Genomic DNA, 21,825 nt, shown 5'->3' with positions numbered 1-21,825 from the left:
TATGACTGCCCGGTTCCGGCGACCCGCGATCCTGGCGGCAACGCTGTCGCTAGTCGCCGGACTGGCGCTGTCCGCGTGCTCGGGTAGTGCCGCAGAGGACATCGACTACGCCGTGGACGGCGCGCTGTCCACCTACAACACCAACACGGTTGTCGGAGCGGCATCGGGCGGCTCGCAGGCCTTCGCGCGGGCGCTCACCGGGTTCAACTATCACGGGCCGGACGGGCAGATCGTCGGTGATCGTGACTTCGGTTCGATCGCCGTGGTCGGGCGGTCCCCGCTGGTGCTCGACTACCAGATCAACGACAGTGCCGTGTACTCCGACGGCAAGCCGATCACCTGCGATGACATGGTGTTGGCCTGGGCCGCGCAGTCGGGCCGCTTCCCGGCCTTCGACGCCGCCAGCCGGGCCGGCTACATCGACATCGCGACCATCGACTGCGCTCCTGGCCAGAAACGGGCCCGGGTGGCGTTCGCCCAGGACCGCGCCTTCGTCGACTTCGGGCAGCTGTTCTCGGCGACGTCGATGATGCCGTCGCACGTGCTGGCCGACGAGCTTGGCCTCGGTGACGGTGGGGTGACCACCGCGCTGCAGGCCGGCGATGGGCCGACCGTCGAGCGCATCGCCGCGGCGTGGAATCAGACGTGGAACCTGGCCCCCGGTGTGGATCTGAAGAAGTTCCCGTCATCGGGCCCCTACAAGCTCGAAGAGGTGACAGAGGCGGGTGCGGTCGTCCTGGTCGCCAACGACCGCTGGTGGGGCGCGAAGCCCGTCACCGCAAGGGTCACGGTGTGGCCGCGCGGCGCCGATATCCAGGATCGGGTCAACGAGGGCTTCTACGACGTCGTGGACATCGCCGCGGGATCGTCGGGCACGCTGACGCTGCCCAACGAGTACGTGCGCACGGACACCTCGTCGGCTGGCATCGAGCAGATCATCTTCGCCGCCGCTGGCCCACTCGCCGATCCGGCTGCCCGTCGTGCGGTGGCGCTGTGCACGCCGCGTGACGTCATAGCACGCAACGCCGAGACGCCGATCGTCAACAACCGGCTCAACCCGGCGTCGGAGGACTCGCTCACCGCCTCTGAGAGCGGGCTGGACGCCGACCGATACAGCGTCGCCAACCCCGACGCCGCCCGCGACGCGATAGATGGCCGGCCGCTGGCCGTGCGAATCGGGTATCAGAGTCCCAACGCGCGCCTGGCCGCCGTCGTGGGCACGATCGCGAAGTCCTGCGCAGCGGCGGGGATCACGGTGGTCGATGCCGCCGGTGCCGACGTCGGCCCACAATCCCTGCGCGACAACCAAATCGACGCGTTGGTCGCAAGCACCGGCGGGGCGACGGGTAGTGGCTCAACCGGGTCGTCGGCAATGGACGCCTACGACCTGCACAGCGGCAACGGCAACAATCTGTCGGGCTACTCCAATGAGCAGATCGACGGCATCATCGCCGCCCTCGCGGTGACGGCGGACCCGAAGGAGACCGCCCGGTTGTTGCGCGACGGCGCTCCGGTGCTGTGGGCCGATATGCCGACGCTGCCGCTGTACCGTCAGCAGCGCATCCTGCTGACCTCATCGAAGATGTTCGCCGTCAGCAGCAATCCGACACGCTGGGGTGCCGGCTGGAACATGGACAGGTGGGTACTGGAGACGTGACGGACGACGGCGGTACCTCCGAGGTGGCGCGGGTGATCTCGGCGTTGACGCGGAATGTCGCCGACTTCCCGGAACCGGGGATCCAGTTCAAGGACCTGACGCCGGTGCTGGCCGATGCCGTCGGGCTGGCCACCGTCACCAAGGCGTTGGCCGAGATTGCCGTGGGCTCCGACCTGGTCGCGGGTATCGACGCCCGCGGCTTCCTGCTGGGAGGGGCGGTCGCGACCCTGCTGGGCACCGGGGTTCTCGCAGTCCGCAAGGGAGGCAAGTTGCCGCCGCCGGTGTTTGGGGAGAGTTACGCCCTCGAGTACGGCGAGGCGATCCTCGAGATACCAGCCAACGGCATCGATATCGCAGGCCGTCGCGTCTTCCTCATCGACGATGTGCTGGCCACCGGAGGCACGCTGGCCGCGGCTGCGCGACTGCTGGAGCGTTGCGGTGCCATCGTCCCCGCAGCGGCCGTGGTTCTCGAATTGAGCGCCCTTGGCGGACGCGAACGGGTCCAACCGCTACCGGTCACGAGCCTCACTGTGGTGTGAGGGATATCCTCGACGGAGTGAGACGGTCAGGAGGTGGTGGGAATGGCTGACGATCATGCCCTGACCCAGACTCAGCCCCTGCCCGTCGTGCCCGCGGACGCGGTGACCCCCGAGGCGCAGGCCGTCCCGGAGACGACGAAGACCACCTCGAGCGCATCGAGGCGGGTCCGGGCCAGGCTGGCGCGCCGGATGACGTCTCAGCGCAGCACCGTGAATCCGGTGCTTGAGCCGCTGGTCGCCGTGCACCGCGAGGTCTACCCCAAGGCGGACGTCTCATTACTGCAGCGCGCATTCGACGTGGCAGAGAAGCGGCACGCCGATCAGCTGCGCCGCTCCGGTGACCCCTACATCACCCATCCGTTGGCAGTGGCCAACATCCTGGCCGAACTGGGCATGGACACCACGACGCTCGTCGCGGCGCTTCTGCATGACACCGTCGAGGACACCGGGTACACCCTGGAGGCCTTGATCACCGAGTTCGGCAGCGAGGTTGGCCACCTGGTCGACGGCGTCACCAAACTCGACAAGGTGGTCCTGGGCACCGCCGCCGAGGCCGAGACCATCCGCAAGATGATCACCGCGATGGCCCGCGACCCACGGGTTCTGGTGATCAAGGTCGCCGACCGCCTGCACAATATGCGCACCATGCGCTTCCTGCCGCCGGAGAAGCAGGCACGTAAGGCTCGCGAAACGCTGGAAGTCATTGCCCCACTTGCGCATCGGCTGGGTATGGCGACCGTGAAGTGGGAGCTGGAGGATCTGTCCTTCGCGATCCTTCACCCCAAGAAGTACGAGGAGATCGTGCGCCTGGTGGCCGACCGGGCCCCGTCCCGCGACACCTATCTGGCCAAGGTGCGCGCCGAGATCAACGCCTCGCTCGCCGCGATGAAGATCAGTGCCGTCGTCGAGGGCAGGCCAAAGCACTACTGGTCGATCTATCAGAAGATGATCGTCAAGGGTCGCGACTTCGACGATATCCACGACCTGGTTGGCGTGCGGATCCTGTGCGATGAGATCCGGGACTGCTACGCGGCCGTCGGCGTCGTTCACTCGCTGTGGCAGCCGATCGCCGGGCGGTTCAAGGACTACATCGCCCAACCGCGGTACGGCGTGTACCAGTCCCTGCACACCACGGTGGTGGGGCCGGAGGGCAAGCCTCTCGAGGTGCAGATCCGCACCCGCGATATGCACAAGACCGCCGAGTACGGCATCGCGGCGCACTGGCGCTACAAGGAGGCCAAGGGTCGCAACGGCGTCCCCGCCGGCCACGCCACCGCCGAGATCGACGACATGGCGTGGATGCGGCAGCTGCTCGACTGGCAGCGGGAGGCCGCCGACCCCGGAGAGTTCCTGGAGTCGCTGCGTTACGACCTTGCGGTGCAGGAGATCTTCGTCTTCACCCCGAAGGGTGACGTCATCACCCTGCCGACCGGATCAACGCCCGTCGACTTCGCCTACGCGGTGCACACCGAGGTCGGCCACCGCTGTATCGGCGCGCGCGTGAACGGTCGACTCGTGGCTCTCGAACGCAAGCTCGAGAACGGCGAAGTGGTCGAGGTGTTCACGTCCAAGGCGCCCAACGCGGGGCCGTCGCGCGACTGGCAGACGTTCGTGGTGTCACCGCGGGCGAAGGCCAAGATTCGGCAGTGGTTCGCCAAGGAGCGCCGCGAGGAGGCACTGGAGTCCGGTAAGGACTCGATTGCCCGCGAGGTGCGACGTGGCGGACTTCCGTTGCAGCGCTTGATGAGTGCGGACTCGATGGCAGCTCTCGCTCGCGAGCTTCGCTACCTCGACGTGTCAGCCCTGTACACCGCAGTGGGGGAGGGGCACGTCTCCGCCCGGCACGTGGTGCAGCGGTTGCTCGCCCAGTTGGGTGGGGATGACGAGGCCGAGGACGAGATCGCCGAGCGGTCGACACCTGCGACCATGCCGGTCCGCCAGCGCACCAGCGACGATGTGGGGGTCTCGGTGCCCGGCGCCGCGGGCGTGCTGACCAAGCTCGCCAAGTGCTGCACCCCGGTGCCCGGAGACAACATCATGGGCTTCGTCACCCGTGGTGGTGGGGTCAGTGTGCACCGCACCGACTGCACCAATGCCGAGTCGCTGCAACAACAGTCGGAACGCATCATCGACGTCAAGTGGGCGCCGTCGCCGTCGTCAGTGTTCCTGGTGGCCATCCAGGTCGAGGCTCTCGATCGGCACAGGTTGCTCTCCGATGTCACGCGAGTGCTCGCCGACGAGAAGGTGAACATCCTGTCGGCGTCGGTGACGACGTCCAACGACCGTGTCGCGATCAGCCGCTTCACATTCGAGATGGGCGACCCCAAGCATCTGGGTCACGTGCTCAACGTGGTGCGCAACGTCGAGGGCGTCTACGACGTCTACCGCGTGACATCGGCGGCCTGAGGTCTGCACGGCTCACGCCGCTGTGCGGCCTGCGCGTCGCGTGTTGATGGCGCCGACCAGTGCTGCGGCCAGGCATGCGGCGGCAACGGCCACGGCGAACCAGGGAAACACCGAACTCAGTGGCCATTTCGTGGCTGCCCACCCGGCGATGAGTGTGGGCACTGCCATCGCCGTGTAGGCCAGGAGGTAGTACGCCGACATCGTCGCGCCGCGGCGATCGGCGGGAACCACGTTCGACAGGTGCCGCAGTGAACCCCCGAAGCCCAGGCCGAACGTCGCGCCGAGAAGAGCGGCGGCGACCAGCACCAACGGCCAACTGTGCGTCATCAGAGCGGGAATCGTGAGGAGAAGGACAATGGCCATGCCGACGTCACCGATGATGGCAGCTCGCCGGGCGGGCACACGGGCCCCGAACCATTGCGCCACCGCCGCCGCGAATGCCGTGGTTCCGACCACCGCGCCGCCGAACACCACGTTGTGGATCCCGGCCTGCTGTGCGGCCAGGGTGGGATAGAGCGATAGCAGTACCCCGAGAACCGACCACGATGCCATCACGCCCAGTCCGGAGAACCAGAAGTCCGAACGAATCTGTAGCGGGACAGCCGGTCTGACGATCCGGATTCGACCGGGTGACCGTGCGGTGTGTGGTTCGCGCAGCGCGACGACACCGACGCCGACGATGGCGCAGACCACCGCAACAGCCGCGTACGGCGTGCGCATCGGATGCGGTGCGTACTGGGCCAGCAGCGAGGAACCCACGATCGCAATCGTCAGCCCGATGTTGAAGCTCACCCCGCTGAGCTGGCCGGTGCGCACGCCGTGCTCGGGACGCAGATCCAGAAGTGCCGCGGCGCCCGCGACGACGATCGAACCCACCGCCGCGCCGTGGATCGCGCGAGCCACGATCAGCAGCAGCATGTTGTCCGCGACGAGGAAGACACCGAGGCCGACGATCATCGCCGCCAGCGCGCCCAGGAGTACCGGCTTGCGTCCGATCACGTCGGAGATCTGGCCTGCGACCAGCACCGCACCCAGGGCAGCGATGGCGTACACCGCGAAAACGATGGTGGTGGACAGGGGTGAGAGATGCCAGACCTCTTCGTACATTCGGTACAGCGGTGCAGGCAGACCGGAGACCCCAAGGGCGACACCCGACAGGACGAGCAGCAGCGAGTAGGCCCCACGCTGCGCATTGCCAGTCGATCGGTCGACCGCGACCACCGTCACTGTCCCTCCAAAGCGTATTCGGGTTTGACGAACATCGAACTTGATCGAGGGTACGCTCGGGTTTGATGAGCATCAAACCGATTTCCGGGGAGTGTGGGCCGTGACACTGCGTCACGCTGACCGTGTCAGCGCCGTCGACCAGGTCGAGGCCGTGGCCGTTGCCGGTGTGCATCAGATCCTCGCGGCCCTCGCCGATCCGGTTCGGTTGGAGATGATTCGCAGGCTGATGAACGCGGGCAGGCCGACGCAGTGCGCATTGCTCTACGACGGCATCAACAAATCGACCGCGACGCACCACTTTAAGATCCTGCGAGAAGCAGGCCTCACCGAGCGGCTGGCGATCGACGGTCAGATACACCAGCGACTTCGGGAAGACGATGTCGAGGCCGCGGTGCCAGGCCTGCTGAAGTCCGTTGTGGGGAAGGCGAACCGCGAGGTCGCCGGCTGACCGAGCCGGCTCAGTCCAGACGCACCGATTCGATGGTCACCGCATTCGACGGCGGCCCGTCGTCGGTGCCGTTCGCGACTGCCGCGGCGGCGACATCGTCCACCACCGCCAGCCCCGTCTCGTCGATGGTGCCGAACACGGTGTACGTCGGCGGGAGCGCCGAGTCCTGGTAGACCAGGAAGAACTGGCTGCCGTTGGTACCCGAGCCCGCGTTGGCCATCGCAAGCGTGCCGCGCGGGTACAGCATCGCCTGTTGCAGAGCTGGATCGCTCATCCGGTACTGGTTCGTCGGGTACTCGTTGGGGAAGCGGTAACCGGGGCCGCCCGTGCCCTTGCCGGTGGGGTCGCCGCACTGCAGAACGCCCAGCATCTCCGACGTGGTCAGGCGGTGACAGGGGGTGTCATCGAAGTATCCCTGTTGCGCGAGGCTGACGAAGCTGTTGACCGTGCACGGTGATTTGGCGTTGTCCAGCTGCAGGCCGATCGTGCCGTCACTGGTGACAATGGTGGCGTCGACCGTCGCCGGGGTGGTTGGCACCTTGCCGGTGCGGGGCGGCTTTGTCGGCTTGCTGGCCGCCTCGGTTGTGGCGGGGTACTGACAGTTCGCGCCCAGCGTCGCCGGTGGGGCGAACGATGGCAGCGGGGTCTCCGGCAGGGGTGCCGCTGCGCCCGACGGGTAGTTGATGAAGAAATCGCCCGAATCTCCTGCGACGCGAATCGCTAGCGCGGCCAGCACGACGACCACCACCATCGCGAGGGCTGCGAACGCCGTGATCAGGTAGCTGATCACCAGCCCGGCGACCGCGAGACCATGGCCTCCCTCGGGGCGGCCACCCTCGCCGCTGCGCTTGATCTGCGACAGCGAGATGTGGCCGAACAGAATGCCCAGCGGCGCAAACAGAAACGCGAAGACCATCGAGGCGATCGCCAGGCCGTTTGTCGGCTGGGGTCCTCCGTAGCCGCCGCCCGCCCCGTAGTGGGGCGGGGGCGGCGGGGGCGGGTAGTACTCGCCCGATGACGGCAGCGGCGGGTACTCCTCGGGTGCCTGCGGCACCGTCATGTCAGCGTCATGTCAGAGGTCCGCCGCAGACGTCGATCAGTCCAGCGCCACGGACTTGATCTGCACCGGCTGCGCAGGCGCGCCGTCGCCGGCACCGCCTTCGACGCCGGCCGCGGCGATCTTGTCGAGGGTCGCCAGCCCGGTCTCGTCGATCGTGCCGAAGACCGTGTAGTTCGGCGGCAGCTGCGAGTCCTGGTAGACCAGGAAGAACTGGCTGCCGTTGGTGCCTGGTCCGGCATTGGCCATCGCCAGCGTCCCGCGCGGATAGATCACGGGCTGCGAAAGCGCTGGGTTGTCGGGCTGGTACTGGTTCGTCGGGTACTCGTTGGCGAACTCGTAGCCCGGGCCGCCGGTGCCCTTACCTGTCGGGTCACCGCATTGCAGGACAGCCAGACCGCCGGTGGTCAGGCGGTGGCACGGGGTGTCGTTGAAGTAGTTCTGCTGCGCGAGGCTGGCGAAGCTGTTGACCGTGCACGGGGCCTTGGCGTTGTCCAGCTGCAGGCCAATGTTGCCCTGATCGGTGGTCATGCTGGCGCTGACCTGTGCGGGTTCTGTCGGGACCTTGCCGGTGCGCGGGGGGTTGACCTCCCTGCTCGCGGATTCGGCGGCGGGGTACTGGCAGTCGGCGCCGAGGTCAGCGGGTGCGGCGAACGGGGGCAGCGGGGCAATCCCGGGGGGTGTGTCAGTCGCCGATGACGTCGCGGGGGTTGTGGTGGACGCTGACGCACTGGTGCTGTCGGAGTCGCGATTGGTGACGATCACGGTCGCGACCACCGCCACGACCACCAGGACCGCGCCTACCGCCGAACCGACGATGGTGAAGAGACGCTTGCGCTTCTCCTGGGCAGCTCGGCGCTCCAGCTGCCGGTCGAGCTTGCGCTTTGCCGTCGCTCTCCGCTGTTCGTTGGTCGGCACCGCCGCACTCCATTCTCGAGGTGGTCGTTCTCGTGTTGGCCTAGTCGCCGGTACGGCGACAGTGCTGAGCCCGCCGTGTCGGCGACATCAGCGCATAGTCGGCACCGAGTGTGCCAGCAGATGCTGAGTGCGGGTGGCGCGACTCGCAAAAACAGGAGGTGGGAAACTGGGGATGTGTTTGTCACGGGTTTCCCGGCGGGGTGGTTGCAGTGCAACTGCTACGTGCTGGCGCCCGGCCAGGGGGCGGACGCGATCATCGTCGACCCCGGCCAGCGGGCGATGCCGCGGTTGCGCAAGATTCTCGATGACAACCGGCTGACCCCCGCGGCCGTACTGCTGACGCACGGACACATCGACCACATCTGGTCGGCGCAGAAGGTCGCGGACACCTACGGGTGCCCGGCCTTCATTCATCCCGAGGATCGGGCCATGCTGACCGACCCGATCAAGGGATTTGGTCCGCGGCTGGCGCAGTTCGCCGTCGGCTCGCTCTTCGGCGAGCCGCGTCAGGTGGTCGAACTAGACCGCGACGGCGACAAGGTCGAACTCGGCGGGATGACCGTCACCGTCGACCACACGCCGGGCCACACCAGGGGATCGGTGTGCTTCCGGGTGACCGACGGGCCCGTGGACCTGACGTTCACGGGTGACACGCTGTTCAAGGAGTCCATCGGCCGCACCGATCTCGACGGCGGCAGCGGCCGCGACCTCATCACCTCGATCGTCGAGAAACTGTTGGTGCTCGACGATGCCACCGTGGTACTACCGGGACACGGCCCGAAGACGACCATCGGCGCCGAACGCCGTTTGAACCCATTCCTCGAAGGTTTGTCCTAGATGACACAGTTTCAGGCGCCCAAGGGCGTACCCGATTACCTGCCGCCCGAGTCCGCGCAGTTCGTGGCCGTGCGTGACGGTCTGCTCGACGCCGCCCGACTCGCGGGCTACGGCTATATCGAGCTACCGATTTTCGAGGACACGGCGCTTTTCGCACGCGGTGTCGGCGAGTCCACCGACGTCGTCTCCAAGGAGATGTACACCTTCGCCGACCGTGGCGACCGGTCGGTGACTCTGCGGCCGGAGGGCACGGCCGGGGTGATGCGGGCGGTTATCGAGCACGGCGTCGACCGTGGCGCGCTGCCGGCCAAGCTCTGCTACTCGGGCCCCTTCTTCCGCTATGAACGGCCGCAGGCCGGGCGGTACCGCCAACTTCAGCAAGTGGGTGTCGAGGCCATCGGCGTTGACGATCCGGCTCTGGACGCCGAGGTTATCGCCATCGCGGACAGCGGATTTCGGTCGTTGGGGCTCGACGGTTTCCGGCTGGAGATCACCTCCCTTGGCGATGACACCTGCCGGCCGCAGTACCGGGAACTGTTGCAGGAGTTCCTGTTCACACTCGATCTGGACGAGGACACTCGCAGGCGGGCCGAGATCAACCCGCTGCGGGTGCTCGACGACAAGCGTCCTCACGTGCGGGAGATGACCGCGAACGCGCCGTTGATGCTCGACCATCTGTCAGAGGTGGCCAAGGCGCACTTCGACACCGTGCTCGCGCATCTCGACGCGCTCGGGGTCGCATACGTCATCAACCCGCGGATGGTGCGTGGGCTGGACTACTACACCAAGACCACATTCGAATTCGTGCACGACGGGCTGGGCGCGCAGTCGGGCATCGGTGGCGGCGGTCGCTACGACGGGCTGATGAAACAGCTGGGCGGACAGGATCTGTCGGGCATCGGATTCGGGCTGGGCGTCGACCGCACGGTGTTGGCGCTGAAGGCCGAGGGCAAGGTCGTCGGTGAGACGGCGCGCGTCGACGTGTTCGCGGTACCACTCGGATCCGCCGCCAAGCTCGAACTGGCCAAGCTGGCCGCACAATTGCGTGCGGCGGGTGTGCGGGTCGACCTCGCCTACGGTGACCGCGGACTCAAGGGTGCGATGCGCGCCGCCGACCGTTCGGGTGCATCGGTCGCGCTGGTGGCGGGGGACCGTGACATCGAGGCCGGCACCGTGGGCGTGAAGGACCTCACCAACGGTGAGCAGGTGGACGTCGCGACCGACGCCGCCGTCAGCGCCGTGCTGTCCCGGCTGGGAATGGTCCGCTTGATCTAGGTGCGATTCTCTTCTCACCGAGCCTCCTCTGCCCGCGAGTGCGCGTGTTTGCGGGCGACACGCCGTGCGTTTAGCCAACTTTGCGCGCGCTCGCGAAATGGGTGAATTCTCTTCTGCCCCTTTGGTTTCACTGGTCACAAAGCAGGAGAATCCGTCAGTGGCCGAACGTATGTTCGAGGCATGGATTCGGGTGCGGTCACCGCCGCTGTGGACGCGCTGCGTGCCGCGCGGGACGCGGTGGCGGCCCTGGACATCGACACGCTGACCCACCCAGAGCTGTTGGATCTGCTCGATGTGCTCGAGCACGACACCCGCCGCGCACCGGTGATCGAGCATCGAATCCTCAACCGGTTGGCCGCCGAGGCCAACCCGCTGGAGCTGGGCCACACCACCCTGGGCAAGGTGGTGGCGTTTCGGCTGCGGATCAGCGCCACCGAGGCCGCCCGGCGCCTGCACACCGCCGCCGACCTCGGCGCCCGGCGCACCTTGACCGGCCAACCCCTACCCCCAGTGCTCGAGCAGACCGCCGCCGCCCAGGAACGCGGACAGATCAACACCGAGCACATCAAGGTGATCCGGGAGTTCTTCACCAAACTCCCCGAACACGTCGACGCCCCGACCCGCCAACAGGTCGAGGCCGACGTGGTGCGCGTCGCGGCTGAACAGGCCCCCGAGGCACTGCGTCAGACCACCAACCTGCTGCTGGCGCTGCTGCACCCCGACGGGGACTTCACCGACGCTGAACACGACCGCCGCCGCGGCATCACCATCGGCAACCAGGGTGTCGACGGGTTGCGTCGGCTCACCGGGTGGATCACCCCCGAGCTGGCCGCCACCCTGGAACCCATCGTCGCCAAATGGGGCGCCCCCGGGATGTGCAACCCCGCCGATCAGAACCCGACCATCGACGGCGAACCCAACACCGAGGCCGTGGACAAGGACTCCCGCACCCCGGCCCAACGCCGCCACGACGCCCTGCTGGCGATGGGTCGCAACCTGCTGTGCTCGGGACAGCTGGGCCAGCACAACGGGCTGCCGACCACCATCATCGTCACCACCACCCTGCAGGACCTGGAATCCGGAGCCGGGCACGCCATCACCGCCGGCGGCACCCGCCTCCCCATGGCTGACCTGATCACACAGGCCGCCCACGCATTCCACTACCTGGCGGTGTTCGATAAGCACACCGGCGCAGCCCTGCACCTCGGGCGCACGAAGCGGTGCGCCTCCGGGGCGCAGCGGATCGTGCTCTACGCCAAGGACCGCGGGTGCACCCGGCCCGGCTGCATGGCCTCGGGCTACCGATGCCAAGTCCACCACGCCGTCGCGGACTGGAAGAACGGTGGCCAGACCGACATCGACGAGCTGTCCCTGGCCTGCGGACCCGACAACAACCTCATCGAATGCACCGACTGGATCACCCGAAAACGCAAAGACGGCCGCACCGAATGGATCCCACCACCACACCTGGACACCGGCCAAGCCCGCGTCAACGACTTCCACCACCCCGAACACATGCTGCGCCCACCCGAGGACGAGCCACCCGAGGACGACCCGTCCGTGGATGACGGCAGTCGATGCGGCGGTCCCTAACCCGTTGGGCCGAACACGGCCGCGGTCAGAACCGATTCCAGGTTTCCGAGACCGCCGTTGAAGGGGTTGCCGCGCTTGATGATCCGCCTACCCGCTGGTGTTACCGCCACCAGCATCTCCGAACTCGACGCGAGTTGGGTTTGGCGCTGGAACCGGACGTGGTCCAGCGGTGCGATGACAACACCATCACCGTCGGTGAACACGCGCTGGGCGCGGTCAAACACCGCAACCGGCCGATAGGTGCTCAACTGTGTCGCGCAGATGCGTCGGATCCAGCGCACAACGGCAAGCACTCCAAGTCCGACCCCGATGCCCGCCGCCAGGAACACCGCGCTGAGCCACCACGGCACGACGGTCGTGCCGGCGGCGGCGAACGCCAGGGTGACTGCGCCGAACCCGCCGAAAACCAGGGCCAGCACGGCCAAGACGAAAGCGAAGGTGGCCCACGGTCCGGTGCCACGGTCGACCACCACGACCAGCGGGCCCTGTTCGGCCACCGCGAGACCACCGACCTCGGCGAGGATCCGGGGTTCGACCGGTGCAGCCATGCCCGGAGTGTGCCACCATCTGCGACCATGCGGGTACTGGTTCAACGGGTCAGCTCGGCACGGGTGACAGTCGACGGCGAGGTGGTAGGGGAGATCGCGCCACTGGGCCAGGGTCTGCTCGCACTCGTCGGCGTCACCCATACCGACGATATCGACATCGCCGTCCGGATGGCCGAAAAGCTCTGGCGGCTCAGAATTCTCGACGATGAGCGAAGCGCCGCAGACCTCGACGCCCCGATTCTCGTGATCAGTCAGTTCACGCTGTATGCCGATACGGCGAAGGGACGGCGACCGTCCTGGAACGCCGCGGCCCCTGGGGCGGTGGCCGAGCCGCTGGTGGACTCGTTCTCCGGCGCGTTGCGGGCACTGGGCGCCCACGTGCAGACGGGCGTGTTCGGCGCGGATATGGCGGTGGAACTGGTCAACGACGGCCCGGTGACCGTGCTTCTCGAGCTGTGAGGCCATAGGCTCAACCCATGCGGATCACGGTCGGGCTGGTGGCGGGAGCCTTGGTGCTCGCCGGATGCGCATCCGGGATCTCGATCAAATCCCTGGAAGAGGTGGACATCGAGTCGTGGCGTGCCGACATCGTGGGTTGGCCGTCGGCGGCCAGCGATCCGGACATGGCCGACGTCTACCGAGCGGCCGTCGACGATTGTGATGGCACCGTCGACGACCTCGCCGTCAAGATGGTCGATCCCGCCGTCGACCCCACGCTGCTCCTCGTCGGAGTCAGCTACGTGTGCCCGGAACAGCAGCCGAAGGTGATTGAGGCCATGCGGGAGATGCAGCACGGGCAACCGGCCCCCTGAAGCCGCGGGGTTGCCCGTTCGGCGGTCTAGATGGCCATCGCGGCGCGCACGTCGGCCTCCGACGCTGAACCTCCCGTGCCGCTGGAGGTCACACGTCCGGATTCGAGGATGTAGTACCGCTGCGATGACTCCAGTGCGAATCCGATGTGCTGTTCGACCAGCAGCACCCCGAGGTTGCCGCGAGCGGTCAATGTCGTGATGGCTGACTCGATCTCGGCGACGACCGAGGGCTGGATGCCCTCGGTCGGCTCGTCGAGGATCAGGCACTTGGGTGTCGTGATGAGCGCTCGCGCGATAGCGAGTTGTTGGCGCTGACCGCCCGACAGCAGACCCGCGCGCCGGGTGAGCAGTTCCCGCAACGCAGGAAACAGATCGAGCTGCTCATCGATGAGCTGCTTGCCGTTCTTGCGGCCGTCGGCGACCACCTGCAGGTTCTCGGCCGTGGTCAGTTGACCGAAGGACTGCTGGCCCTGCGGAACGTAGGCCAACCCTCGCGCCACGCGGGCGCTCGGCCGCAGCTTGGTGATGTCCTCGCCATCGAACTTCACTCTGCCGCCGGAGCACTTCAGCAGTCCGACCGCCGCCCGCAGCAGGGTCGTCTTCCCCGCCCCGTTGTGGCCCATGACAGCGGCCACGCCATCGGAGGGCACCTCGAGGTTCACCCCATGGATGACCTCGGAACGGCCGTAACCGGTCCGGACGTCGATGAGTTCGAGCATCAGCCCTCCTCGAGCAGTTCTTCGGGCACACCCTCTGTTCCAGCGGCAGCGGTACCCAGGTACACCTCCTGGACCTTCGGGTTGGCCTGCACCTCGGCCACTGAGCCCTCCGCGATGACCTGCCCGCGAGCCAACACCGTGACCGACGTCGCGAAGGCCCGCATGAAATCCATGTCATGCTCGACCACCACGACCGTGCGTTCACCGCCGATGCGCCGCAATAGGTTTCCGGTCTCCTCGCGTTCCTCGTGGCTCATGCCCGCCACCGGCTCGTCGAGCAGTAGCACGTCGGCGTTCTGCACCAGCAGCATGCCGATCTCCAACCACTGCTTCTGCCCGTGCGCCAGCACACCCGCCGGCTTCTCGGCGAGGTCGGCGAGGCCGGTGATCTCGAGAGCCTCCTCAATGGCGGGCAGAACGCCCGACCTGCGGCGAAGCAGTGTCCACGCGGATCGTCCTGCGCCCGCGGCGATGTCGAGGTTCTGCAACACCGTCAACTGCTCGAAGACGCTGGCCGTCTGGAAGGTTCGCCCGACGCCGAGCCGGGCGATCTGATGCACCTTCTTGCCGAGTAGTTCCACGCCCGACTTGTTGACCGACCCGGAGCCGGACACCAGTCCGGTGATCGCGTCGATCACCGTCGTCTTGCCCGCACCGTTGGGTCCGATGAGGAAGCGCAGATCACCCTGGAACAGGGTCAGGTCGACGCCGCTGACGGCCTTGAAACCGTCGAAGTCGACGGTCAGGCCTCGGACTTCGAGGTACTGCGTCCCCATACCGACGTTGCCGCCGGCAGCGGGTTCGGGAGGTGCTTCGATCTGATCGGTCATGCGTTGACTCCGGCCTTCTCGGGCTCCGGTTCCGGGTCGGGATCGGGCACAGCGACCGGTTCGGGATCGTCGTCGGGTTTGTTCTTTCGGCGGCGGCGCAGGAACACGCCCAGCCCGGCGAGACCCGCGGGGAAGAACCCGACAACCACGATGAAAAGAAGCCCCTGGGCGTAGGTCCACTCGGACGGAAAGCGTTCGGACAACAGGGTTTGCGCCCACGCCACGCCGATCGCGCCGAGCACCGGACCGAGCAGCGTGGTGCGGCCGCCGATGGCGACACCGATCAGGAAGGCGATCGACGGCAGGATGCCCACCTGCGATGGCGCGATGAAACCGACGATGGGCGCGAAGAGTGCACCGGCGATGCTGGCGAACAGTGCGGCGACGACGTAGGCGACGACCTTGATGTTGGCCGGGTCATAGCCCAGGAACCGCACCCGCTCCTCGCCGTCGCGGACCGCGACGAGCAGTTCCCCGTAGCGGCTCTGCATGAGCTGACGCGCCACCGCCACCGACAGCAGCAGGACGGCTGCGGCGATGAAGTACAGCATCTGCTTGTTGACCGGGTCCTTCAGCGAGAAGCCGAAGAACGTCCGGAAGTTGGTGAGCCCGTTGCTGCCACCGATGCTGGTCTGGCCGATCAGCAGGATAGCCAGTGCTGCTGCCAGCGCCTGCGACAGGATGGCGAAGTAGGCGCCCTTGACACGGCGCTTGAACACGCCGAGGCCGAGAAGCGCCGCCAGCGCGGTGGGCACCAGCAAGACGGCCAGCAGCGTCACCAGTGGCGACTCGAACGGCTGCCAGTACGCGGGCAACTGCTTCACCCCGGCGATCTGCATGAAGTCCGGGACGGCCTGTTTGGCCAGCGCCGCATCGGAGATCTTCAGATGCATGCCCATGATGTAGCCGCCGAGCCCAAAGAACACGCCCTGGCCGAGCACCAGCATTCCGCCACGGCCCCATGCCAATCCGATGCCGACGGCGACAATGGCGAAGCACAGGAACTTCGCCAGAAGGCCGAGCCGGAAGTCCGAAAGCACCGCCGGCGCGATACCGAACAGTGCGATGGCGCCGACGGCGAAACCGACCCACGTCTGCCAGCGACCGATCAGGCTTCTCATACCAGACTCCTCGTCCGAACCGTGAAGAGTCCCTGCGGGCGGACCTGCAGGAAGAACACGATGATCACGAACAGAATCACCTTGGCCAGCGATGCCGTGGTGTTGTACTCGATGAACGAGTTCAGGAAGCCGATACCGAGCGCGGCGATGACCGTGCCCTTGATCTGGCCCAGCCCACCGACCACGACGACCAGGAACGCGTCGATCAGGTAACTCTGACCGGTGGTCGGACTCGTCGAACCGATGAGCGTCAACGCCACGCCCGCGACCCCGGCAAGTCCGGAGCCTATGAAGAATGTCGTGATGTCGGTCTTGCGTGACGAGATGCCGCTGGTCTCCGCCAGATCGCGGTTCTGCACCACGGCCCGGATTCGGCGACCCATCGGGCTGGTCTTCAAGGCGGTGGCCAGGACCACCACGGCGACCGCGGCCAGGATCAGGATGAAGATGCGAGTCTTCGGAACAACCGCTCCGAAGATCTGCACTCCACCCGAGAGCCATTCGGGGGCGACCACGTTGACGGCCGGAGCGCCGAAGACGTCACGGGCAATCTGCTGCAGGATCAAGCCGACACCGAACGTGACCAGGAGCGTGTCCAGCGGTCTGTCATACATTCGCTGAATCAGTGTGACCTCCAACAGCACACCCATGGCGCCGCCGACGAAGAAGCCGACCACCAACGAGATCAGCAGTGAGGCACCCGTATTGGAGACCACCTGCTGAACGACGTAGGCGGTGTAGCAGCCAGCCATGATGAACTCGCCGTGCGCCATGTTGATGACGCCCATCTGCCCGAAGGTCAAAGACAGGCCCAGTGCAGCCAGCAACAGGATTGAGCCGAGACTCAATCCTGTTGCCAGCTGTCCGATCAGGACATCCATGTGTTAACCGGAGAGCCCGGCGGCCCAGGGGTAGGACTTCAGGTACGGGTCCGGCTCGATGGGGCCGGGGGACTCCCAGATGGTGTAGATCAAGCCGTCGGGACGGATCTCGCCGATGCGAGCTGTCTTGGTGATGTGGTTGTTCTCGCCGTCGATGGTCACCAGACCCTCGGGCGCCTCGAACGTCACGCCACCGGCGTTGTCCTGGATTGCCTTGACATCGAACGACTTCGCCTTCTCGACAGTGTTCTTCCACAGGTAGACCGAGACGTAGGCCGCCTCCATCGGATCCGATGTGGGCTTGTCGGCGCCGTAGGCCTTTTTGTAGGCCTCGACGAACTTCTTGTTCACCGGGGTGTCGATCGTCTGGTAGTAGTTCCAGGCCGTCAGCTGTCCGGTGATGTTCTGCACGCCGATGCCGCCGACCTCTTCCTCGGCGATCGAGACCGACACCACGGGCATCGTCTCCGGGGTCATGCCCACGTTCTTGTACTCGCGGAAGAACGCGACGTTCGAGTCTCCGTTGAGCGTGTTGAACACCGCGTCGGCGTCGGCGGTGCGGACCTTGTTGACGATCGTCGAGAAGTCCGTCGAGCCCAGCGGCGTGTAGTCCTCGCCCTTGATCTCGATGCCATTGGCGCTGGCGTACGCCTTGATGATCCGGTTCGCGGTCTGGGGGAAGACGTAATCGCTACCGACCAGGTAGAGGGACTTGACGCCCTTCTCCTTGAGGTAGTCCAGCGCGGGGACGATCTGCTGGTTGGTGGTGGCACCGGTGTAGAAGATGTTCTTGCTCGACTCCAGGCCCTCGTACTGCACCGGGTAGTAGAGCAGCGAGTTATTGCTCTCGAAGACGGGCAGCATCGCCTTGCGGCTCGACGAGGTCCAGCCACCGAACACCGCGGCCACACAGTCGCTGCTGATGAGCTTCTCGGCCTTCTCGGCGAACACGGTGGGCTCGGATGCGCCGTCCTCGCCGACGATCTGAATCTGCTTGTCCATTACGCCGCCGGAGGCGTTGATCTCGTCGACCGCGAGCTTGATCGCGTCACGCACGGTGACCTCGGAAATCGCCATCGTGCCCGACAGCGAGTTGAGCGAACCGACCTTGATGGTCGAACCCGCGGTGTCCACGCACGACTCGGCGCTGGCGCCCTCGGTGTCACTGGCCTTGCTGCCACAGCCCGCCAGCAACAGGCTTGACGTGGCTATCAAACTTCCCGCGACCAGCGCCGATCTGCTCACCCTTGCGCGGGTGATGCGCCCCTCGAACAACCCCATGAACAACCTTTCGTCGAACCGGCAGGACTCCCGCACCGATGACTGTCGGTGTGCGAGCGCAGGAGTTTGCGACGCCGTGAGGCGTCGAATCGGGACGTTAGAGAGGCTTTGTTTCTGTGGAATTTCTGTACGTCACGAACAAATTAACGACGAGTTCCCGCGCTGTACCCCGGACGTTTGTGGGAGATTCCGCTGTGATTAGGGGCTTCGAGCAGGCCCGGACAACACGGATGGCCGACGAATGTAACGTTCCGGTACCGTGCGCCGATGTGAGGATCATGCGTACAGCGACAACCAAGATATTGGCGGCCTGCGGTTCGATCGTGATGATGGGCGCGGGGGCACTGGCCTTAGGCCAGGGCACAGCCAACGCCGAGCCCGCGGAGCACCAGGTCAAGTACACGCTGACATCGGTGGGTCCGGGAGACTTCAATCTCTACTACGCGTTCGCGGCGCCCCCGAGCCTGGAGGCATACCACGCCGACCCGAATGCGTTCGTGAAGAGCGAGAAGATCAACCTGGCGCCCGGAGCACCGTGGGTTTTCGAAACCACGCTGCCCGACTCGCAGTGGGCCTTCGTCTCCGCGAGCGGTGCCGCCCACGCGATGCAGGCCGACCCGAACGTGCGCTGCGAGATCACGGTCGACGGTCAGATCGTTGTGGAGCAGACCGGACCGTTCGCGACGCAGTGCCAGCTGCGCTCCTGGAACTGACACATCAGTCACGCACCCGCCCGCGGGATTGACCGCGGCGCGGGCGCGCTGACACCTCGCTCCTAGGATCGCCAGGGTGGAGCGACGGAGCCCGGTGACCGCGATCGCCGCACCCGTCGGCCTCGGGCTGTTCTCCCTGGGCCTGGCGTTCGGACTCGTCGTCGTGCACGCCGGCCTGCCCTGGTGGTGGGCGACGGTCTTCACAGCGGTGGTCTACGCCGGCTCGCTGGAGTTCCTCCTGGTTCCGCTTGCGACGGCTGCGGCGCCGTTGACCGTGGTGGCCTCGACGACCCTCATCGTTAACCTGCGCCACGTCTTCTATGCGCTGTCCTTCCCGCTCGACCGGGTCAACGGACGGCTCGCGAAGGTCTACAGCACCTACGCACTGACCGACGAGGCCTATGCGGTCACCTCCGCTGAGCCGGCGGGCTGGACCTCTCGGCGAATCCTGCTCGTGCAGGTCATATTCCAGGTTGCCTGGGTGCTCGGGGCGACCATCGGCGCCTTGGCCGGCTCGGCACTCCCGATCGAACGGGTGCAGGGTCTGGACTTCGCGCTGACCGCGTTGTTCGTGGTGCTCGCCATCGACGCCTACCGGGTCAGGCCGGAGGTGTTCCTCGCGGTGTGCGCGGCAGGCTGCGCGATCGTGGCGTGGCTCGTCACGCCCGAATGGATGCTGGTGAGCGCGTTCGCCGGGTACACCGCCATCCTGGTCGGCCGATTGACTCTGGTGAAGTGGCGACACGGCCATGGCTGACCCGGCACACATCGCCGCCATGGTGGCAGTCAGTGCCGTGATCACGTGGGCGTTGCGCGCGCTGCCGTTCGCGGCACTCGCACCGCTGCGACGCTCGGTGGTGGTGCGCTATCTGAGCCTGCACATGCCGCTCGGGGTCATGGTGATCCTCGCGTTCTACACGCTGCGGGGGATCCCGACGGCCGATGGACTGCAGCGGTGGGCCGCACTGGCGGCACTGGCGGTGACCGTCGGGGTTCACCTCTGGCGGCGAAATCTGCTGCTGTCGATAGTCGGTGGAACGCTCACCAACGTGGTGATCGCCTCACTGCTGTGACGTGACGCTTGACAATTGATCGAACGGGCGTTCGAATTAGGTGTGCGGTGGGACGGTCAGGGTGTCGGTGTCGATGACGGCGCGCTGCCGGGACTGCAGCGCCTCGGCTTCGTGCGCACGGTCCGCTCACCGCAGTTCGAGGGCATGGCCTTCCACGAGATTCTGTGCAAGTCGGCGCTGAACAAGGTGCCCGACTCGGCGAACCTGCCGTTTCGATTCACCGTCAACGCCTACCGCGGATGCAGTCACGCGTGTCGGTACTGCTTCGCCCGGCCAACCCACGAGTACCTGGACTTCGATTCCGGTGCCGACTTCGACACGCAGGTGGTCGTCAAGACCAACGTCGCCGAGGTGCTGGCTCGGGAGGTTCGGCGTCGGTCGTGGACACGCGAGACGGTGGCGCTGGGCACCAACACCGATCCCTATCAGCGGGCGGAGGGGCGGTACGCGCTGATGCCGGGAATCCTTGGTGCGCTGGCTGATTCGGGCACCGGATTCTCGATCCTCACCAAGGGCACACTGCTGCAACGTGACCTGCCGCTGATCGCCGAGGCGGCCCGTCGCGTCGACGTCAGCGTGGCGGTGTCGCTGGCCGTCGGGGATCTCGATTTGCACCGGCAGGTGGAGCCCGGGACGCCGACGCCGCGGGCGCGGCTCGGGCTGATCCGCGCCATCCGTGAAGCCGGCCTGGACCCTCATGTGATGGTCGCGCCGGTACTGCCGATGCTCACCGATTCCGCCGAGCAACTCGACGCACTGCTCGCCGACATCGCCGCCGCCGGCGCCACCGGTGTGACGATATTCGGGTTGCACCTGCGGGGGTCGACGCGGGGATGGTTCATGTCGTGGCTAGCCCGAGACCACCCGCGGCTCGTCCGGCCCTACCGCGAATTGTATGGCCGCGGAGCGTATCTCCCGCAGAGCTACCGCGACATGCTGCGGGAGCGGGCCGCGCCACTGGTGCGTCGACACGGCCTCACCGGAGACCAGCGATCCTTCCGTGCGCCACCTGCCGCTCCGGTCGTGGGGCCGGCGCTGCAACCGACCCTGTTCTGACGGGCGTAGGTTGCCTGTCGTGCAGCAGTCGCGACGATGGAGGCTTCGATGACGGTGGTTCTGGTCCATGGCGTACCCGAGACGGCGGCGGTGTGGGACCCATTCGTCTCCGAACTCGCCCAGCTGGGGGAGACCGACGTCGTCCGCCTTTCGCCACCCGGGTTCGGTGCTCCGGTGCCCGACGGGTTCGAGGCGACGATGGACGGCTACCACGCCTGGCTGGTCGGCGAACTCGAGAGGATCGGTGCACCGGTCGACCTGTTCGGCCACGACTGGGGTGGCGGGCACGTGCTCAACGTCGCGATGACGCGACCGGACCTCGTTCGCACGTGGGTGTCGGACGTGCTCGGCGTTTTCGACGCCGACTACGTCTGGCACGACATGGCGCAGCAGTGGCAGACGCCAGAGGTGGGAGAGGCCGTGGTCGCCGGATTGGCCGGCGCCGCCGTCGCGGACCGCACCGCGTTCCTCACCGCCGCCGGGATGGCCGGCGACGTGGCGGAACGGGTCGCGCCGGGTGTGGACGAGGCCATGGGCCGCTGCATCCTGACGCTGTACCGCTCGGCCGCCCAGCCCATCGTCGCCGACCGTGCGGGTGAGCATCTGCACAAGGCCGCTGCACGGCCAGGTCTGGCACTGCTGCCGACCGAGGACACCTACGTCGGCACCCTGGACCAGCGGAGACGTGCGGCGGGCAGGGCCGGAGCCGACGTCGTGGTGTTCGACGGACTCGGGCACTGGTGGATGACGCAGGATCCGGCGCGGACCGCCAAGGTGGTCGTGGACTTCTGGCGGGAGCATCGCTGACGGGGGTTGTGCCCTCCGGTACTGAGG

23 protein-coding genes are annotated in these 21,825 nt (G+C 66.7%); 14 read left to right on the top strand and 9 right to left on the bottom strand.

Translation table 11 applies throughout. The annotated features are described in order from the left end of the window. The first annotated feature begins 1 nt into the window (after position 1). From ABIA65_RS16530 to ABIA65_RS16520, 3 genes are read left to right on the top strand one after another with little or no spacing between them, the layout of a single operon-like run. Positions 2-1,657 (top strand): ABC transporter substrate-binding protein, encoded by a 1,656-nt coding sequence (locus ABIA65_RS16530; RefSeq protein WP_241399348.1) that lies wholly within the window; start codon positions 2-4, stop codon positions 1,655-1,657. Then, the gene (locus tag ABIA65_RS16525; RefSeq protein WP_502919577.1) at positions 1,654-2,196 is read left to right on the top strand and encodes an adenine phosphoribosyltransferase; all 543 of its coding nucleotides are present in this window, start codon (positions 1,654-1,656) and stop codon (positions 2,194-2,196) included. Before ABIA65_RS16530 ends, ABIA65_RS16525 begins: the two co-directional genes overlap by 4 nt. A gap of 42 nt (positions 2,197-2,238) precedes the next feature. Next, on the top strand, positions 2,239-4,602 hold the full coding sequence (locus tag ABIA65_RS16520) for a RelA/SpoT family protein (protein WP_241399346.1): 2,364 nt from the start codon (positions 2,239-2,241) through the stop codon (positions 4,600-4,602). A 12-nt stretch (positions 4,603-4,614) separates the two neighbouring features. Here ABIA65_RS16520 and ABIA65_RS16515 read toward each other — a convergent pair whose 3' ends face one another. Beyond that, positions 4,615-5,823, bottom strand: coding sequence for an MFS transporter (locus ABIA65_RS16515; RefSeq protein WP_241405697.1), 1,209 nt, complete (start codon positions 5,821-5,823; stop codon positions 4,615-4,617). 112 nt (positions 5,824-5,935) lie between these two features. On the opposite strand from ABIA65_RS16515, the gene ABIA65_RS16510 reads away from it, so the two are divergent. Beyond that, entirely contained in the window at positions 5,936-6,277 is a 342-nt protein-coding gene (locus ABIA65_RS16510; RefSeq protein WP_354524236.1) for an ArsR/SmtB family transcription factor, read from the top strand. 10 nt (positions 6,278-6,287) lie between these two features. Here the strand turns inward: ABIA65_RS16510 and ABIA65_RS16505 are convergent, their stop codons facing one another. Both ABIA65_RS16505 and ABIA65_RS16500 read right to left on the bottom strand, forming a co-directional pair. Continuing rightward, positions 6,288-7,337, bottom strand: coding sequence for a peptidylprolyl isomerase (locus ABIA65_RS16505; RefSeq protein WP_241399345.1), 1,050 nt, complete (start codon positions 7,335-7,337; stop codon positions 6,288-6,290). A gap of 36 nt (positions 7,338-7,373) precedes the next feature. After that, positions 7,374-8,252, bottom strand: coding sequence for a peptidylprolyl isomerase (locus ABIA65_RS16500; protein ID WP_354524199.1), 879 nt, complete (start codon positions 8,250-8,252; stop codon positions 7,374-7,376). A gap of 174 nt (positions 8,253-8,426) precedes the next feature. Between ABIA65_RS16500 and ABIA65_RS16495 the strand changes: the two genes are divergently transcribed. From ABIA65_RS16495 to ABIA65_RS16485, 3 genes are all read left to right on the top strand, one after another. Next, the gene (locus tag ABIA65_RS16495; protein ID WP_241399343.1) at positions 8,427-9,089 is read left to right on the top strand and encodes an MBL fold metallo-hydrolase; all 663 of its coding nucleotides are present in this window, start codon (positions 8,427-8,429) and stop codon (positions 9,087-9,089) included. After that, positions 9,090-10,364 (top strand): histidine--tRNA ligase, encoded by a 1,275-nt coding sequence (hisS, locus tag ABIA65_RS16490; protein ID WP_241399342.1) that lies wholly within the window; start codon positions 9,090-9,092, stop codon positions 10,362-10,364. A gap of 180 nt (positions 10,365-10,544) precedes the next feature. Then, positions 10,545-11,957, top strand: a complete 1,413-nt coding sequence (locus ABIA65_RS16485; RefSeq protein WP_354524198.1) for an HNH endonuclease signature motif containing protein — start codon at positions 10,545-10,547, stop codon at positions 11,955-11,957. On the opposite strand, the gene ABIA65_RS16480 is transcribed toward ABIA65_RS16485, so the two are convergent. Next, the gene (locus ABIA65_RS16480) at positions 11,954-12,505 is read right to left on the bottom strand and encodes a hypothetical protein (protein ID WP_354524197.1); all 552 of its coding nucleotides are present in this window, start codon (positions 12,503-12,505) and stop codon (positions 11,954-11,956) included. The two genes, ABIA65_RS16485 and ABIA65_RS16480, sit on opposite strands and share 4 nt — an antisense overlap. 27 nt (positions 12,506-12,532) lie before the next feature. Between ABIA65_RS16480 and dtd the strand changes: the two genes are divergently transcribed. Next, a complete protein-coding gene (dtd, locus tag ABIA65_RS16475; protein WP_354524196.1) occupies positions 12,533-12,964 on the top strand; it encodes a D-aminoacyl-tRNA deacylase in 432 nt (143 codons plus the stop codon). 17 nt (positions 12,965-12,981) lie between these two features. Next, entirely contained in the window at positions 12,982-13,317 is a 336-nt protein-coding gene (locus tag ABIA65_RS16470; protein WP_354524195.1) for a hypothetical protein, read from the top strand. Between the two features lie 26 nt (positions 13,318-13,343). Here ABIA65_RS16470 and urtE read toward each other — a convergent pair whose 3' ends face one another. The 5 genes from urtE to urtA are packed head-to-tail and all read right to left on the bottom strand — an operon-like array spanning position 13,344 to position 18,149. Continuing rightward, positions 13,344-14,036 (bottom strand): urea ABC transporter ATP-binding subunit UrtE, encoded by a 693-nt coding sequence (urtE, locus tag ABIA65_RS16465; protein WP_241399338.1) that lies wholly within the window; start codon positions 14,034-14,036, stop codon positions 13,344-13,346. Then, positions 14,036-14,866 carry an urea ABC transporter ATP-binding protein UrtD gene (gene urtD, locus ABIA65_RS16460; protein WP_241399337.1) on the bottom strand — a complete coding sequence of 277 codons (831 nt, stop codon included), beginning with the start codon at positions 14,864-14,866 and terminating at the stop codon, positions 14,036-14,038. Before urtD ends, urtE begins: the two co-directional genes overlap by 1 nt. After that, positions 14,863-15,987 (bottom strand): urea ABC transporter permease subunit UrtC, encoded by a 1,125-nt coding sequence (gene urtC, locus ABIA65_RS16455; RefSeq protein ID WP_354524194.1) that lies wholly within the window; start codon positions 15,985-15,987, stop codon positions 14,863-14,865. Before urtC ends, urtD begins: the two co-directional genes overlap by 4 nt. After that, positions 15,984-16,868 (bottom strand): urea ABC transporter permease subunit UrtB, encoded by an 885-nt coding sequence (gene urtB / locus ABIA65_RS16450; RefSeq protein ID WP_241399335.1) that lies wholly within the window; start codon positions 16,866-16,868, stop codon positions 15,984-15,986. Before urtB ends, urtC begins: the two co-directional genes overlap by 4 nt. Before the next feature lie 3 nt (positions 16,869-16,871). Next, the gene (gene urtA / locus ABIA65_RS16445; protein ID WP_241399334.1) at positions 16,872-18,149 is read right to left on the bottom strand and encodes an urea ABC transporter substrate-binding protein; all 1,278 of its coding nucleotides are present in this window, start codon (positions 18,147-18,149) and stop codon (positions 16,872-16,874) included. Between the two features lie 278 nt (positions 18,150-18,427). Between urtA and ABIA65_RS16440 the strand changes: the two genes are divergently transcribed. The 5 genes from ABIA65_RS16440 (at position 18,428) to ABIA65_RS16420 (ending at position 21,798) form a co-directional block, all read left to right on the top strand. Next, positions 18,428-18,862 carry an Rv2576c family protein gene (locus tag ABIA65_RS16440; protein WP_241399333.1) on the top strand — a complete coding sequence of 145 codons (435 nt, stop codon included), beginning with the start codon at positions 18,428-18,430 and terminating at the stop codon, positions 18,860-18,862. Positions 18,863-18,938: 76 nt separating this feature from the next. Further along, positions 18,939-19,619: an AzlC family ABC transporter permease gene (locus ABIA65_RS16435; protein WP_241399332.1), complete on the top strand. Its 681-nt coding sequence runs from the start codon at positions 18,939-18,941 to the stop codon at positions 19,617-19,619. Continuing rightward, entirely contained in the window at positions 19,612-19,935 is a 324-nt protein-coding gene (locus ABIA65_RS16430; protein ID WP_241399331.1) for a branched-chain amino acid transport AzlD family protein, read from the top strand. Before ABIA65_RS16435 ends, ABIA65_RS16430 begins: the two co-directional genes overlap by 8 nt. A gap of 42 nt (positions 19,936-19,977) precedes the next feature. Beyond that, a complete protein-coding gene (locus ABIA65_RS16425; RefSeq protein WP_354524235.1) occupies positions 19,978-20,991 on the top strand; it encodes an Rv2578c family radical SAM protein in 1,014 nt (337 codons plus the stop codon). Between the two features lie 48 nt (positions 20,992-21,039). After that, on the top strand, positions 21,040-21,798 hold the full coding sequence (locus tag ABIA65_RS16420; protein WP_354524193.1) for an alpha/beta fold hydrolase: 759 nt from the start codon (positions 21,040-21,042) through the stop codon (positions 21,796-21,798). Positions 21,799-21,825 lie beyond the last annotated feature (27 nt).

This window comes from Mycolicibacterium sp. 624 (genome assembly GCF_040548615.1).
Taxonomy (GTDB): domain Bacteria; phylum Actinomycetota; class Actinomycetes; order Mycobacteriales; family Mycobacteriaceae; genus Mycobacterium.
The sequence above is the reverse complement of the archived record's forward strand: the minus strand, read 5'-3'. Positions and strand labels throughout refer to the sequence as shown.

Bases quoted from the DNA above. Each gene is read 5' to 3' on its own strand.
- ABIA65_RS16530 (WP_241399348.1), top strand. From the start codon at position 2: ATGACTGCCCGGTTCCGGCGACCCGCGATCCTGGCGGCAACGCTGTCG.
- ABIA65_RS16520 (WP_241399346.1), top strand. From the start codon at position 2,239: ATGGCTGACGATCATGCCCTGACCCAGACTCAGCCCCTGCCCGTCGTG.
- ABIA65_RS16505 (WP_241399345.1), bottom strand. From the start codon at position 7,337: ATGACGGTGCCGCAGGCACCCGAGGAGTACCCGCCGCTGCCGTCATCG.
- hisS (WP_241399342.1), top strand. From the start codon at position 9,090: ATGACACAGTTTCAGGCGCCCAAGGGCGTACCCGATTACCTGCCGCCC.
- ABIA65_RS16485 (WP_354524198.1), top strand. From the start codon at position 10,545: ATGGATTCGGGTGCGGTCACCGCCGCTGTGGACGCGCTGCGTGCCGCG.
- ABIA65_RS16480 (WP_354524197.1), bottom strand. From the start codon at position 12,505: ATGGCTGCACCGGTCGAACCCCGGATCCTCGCCGAGGTCGGTGGTCTC.
- dtd (WP_354524196.1), top strand. From the start codon at position 12,533: ATGCGGGTACTGGTTCAACGGGTCAGCTCGGCACGGGTGACAGTCGAC.
- ABIA65_RS16470 (WP_354524195.1), top strand. From the start codon at position 12,982: ATGCGGATCACGGTCGGGCTGGTGGCGGGAGCCTTGGTGCTCGCCGGA.
- urtE (WP_241399338.1), bottom strand. From the start codon at position 14,036: ATGCTCGAACTCATCGACGTCCGGACCGGTTACGGCCGTTCCGAGGTC.
- urtD (WP_241399337.1), bottom strand. From the start codon at position 14,866: ATGACCGATCAGATCGAAGCACCTCCCGAACCCGCTGCCGGCGGCAAC.
- urtC (WP_354524194.1), bottom strand. From the start codon at position 15,987: ATGAGAAGCCTGATCGGTCGCTGGCAGACGTGGGTCGGTTTCGCCGTC.
- urtB (WP_241399335.1), bottom strand. From the start codon at position 16,868: ATGGATGTCCTGATCGGACAGCTGGCAACAGGATTGAGTCTCGGCTCA.
- urtA (WP_241399334.1), bottom strand. From the start codon at position 18,149: ATGGGGTTGTTCGAGGGGCGCATCACCCGCGCAAGGGTGAGCAGATCG.
- ABIA65_RS16440 (WP_241399333.1), top strand. From the start codon at position 18,428: ATGCGTACAGCGACAACCAAGATATTGGCGGCCTGCGGTTCGATCGTG.
- ABIA65_RS16430 (WP_241399331.1), top strand. From the start codon at position 19,612: ATGGCTGACCCGGCACACATCGCCGCCATGGTGGCAGTCAGTGCCGTG.
- ABIA65_RS16420 (WP_354524193.1), top strand. From the start codon at position 21,040: ATGACGGTGGTTCTGGTCCATGGCGTACCCGAGACGGCGGCGGTGTGG.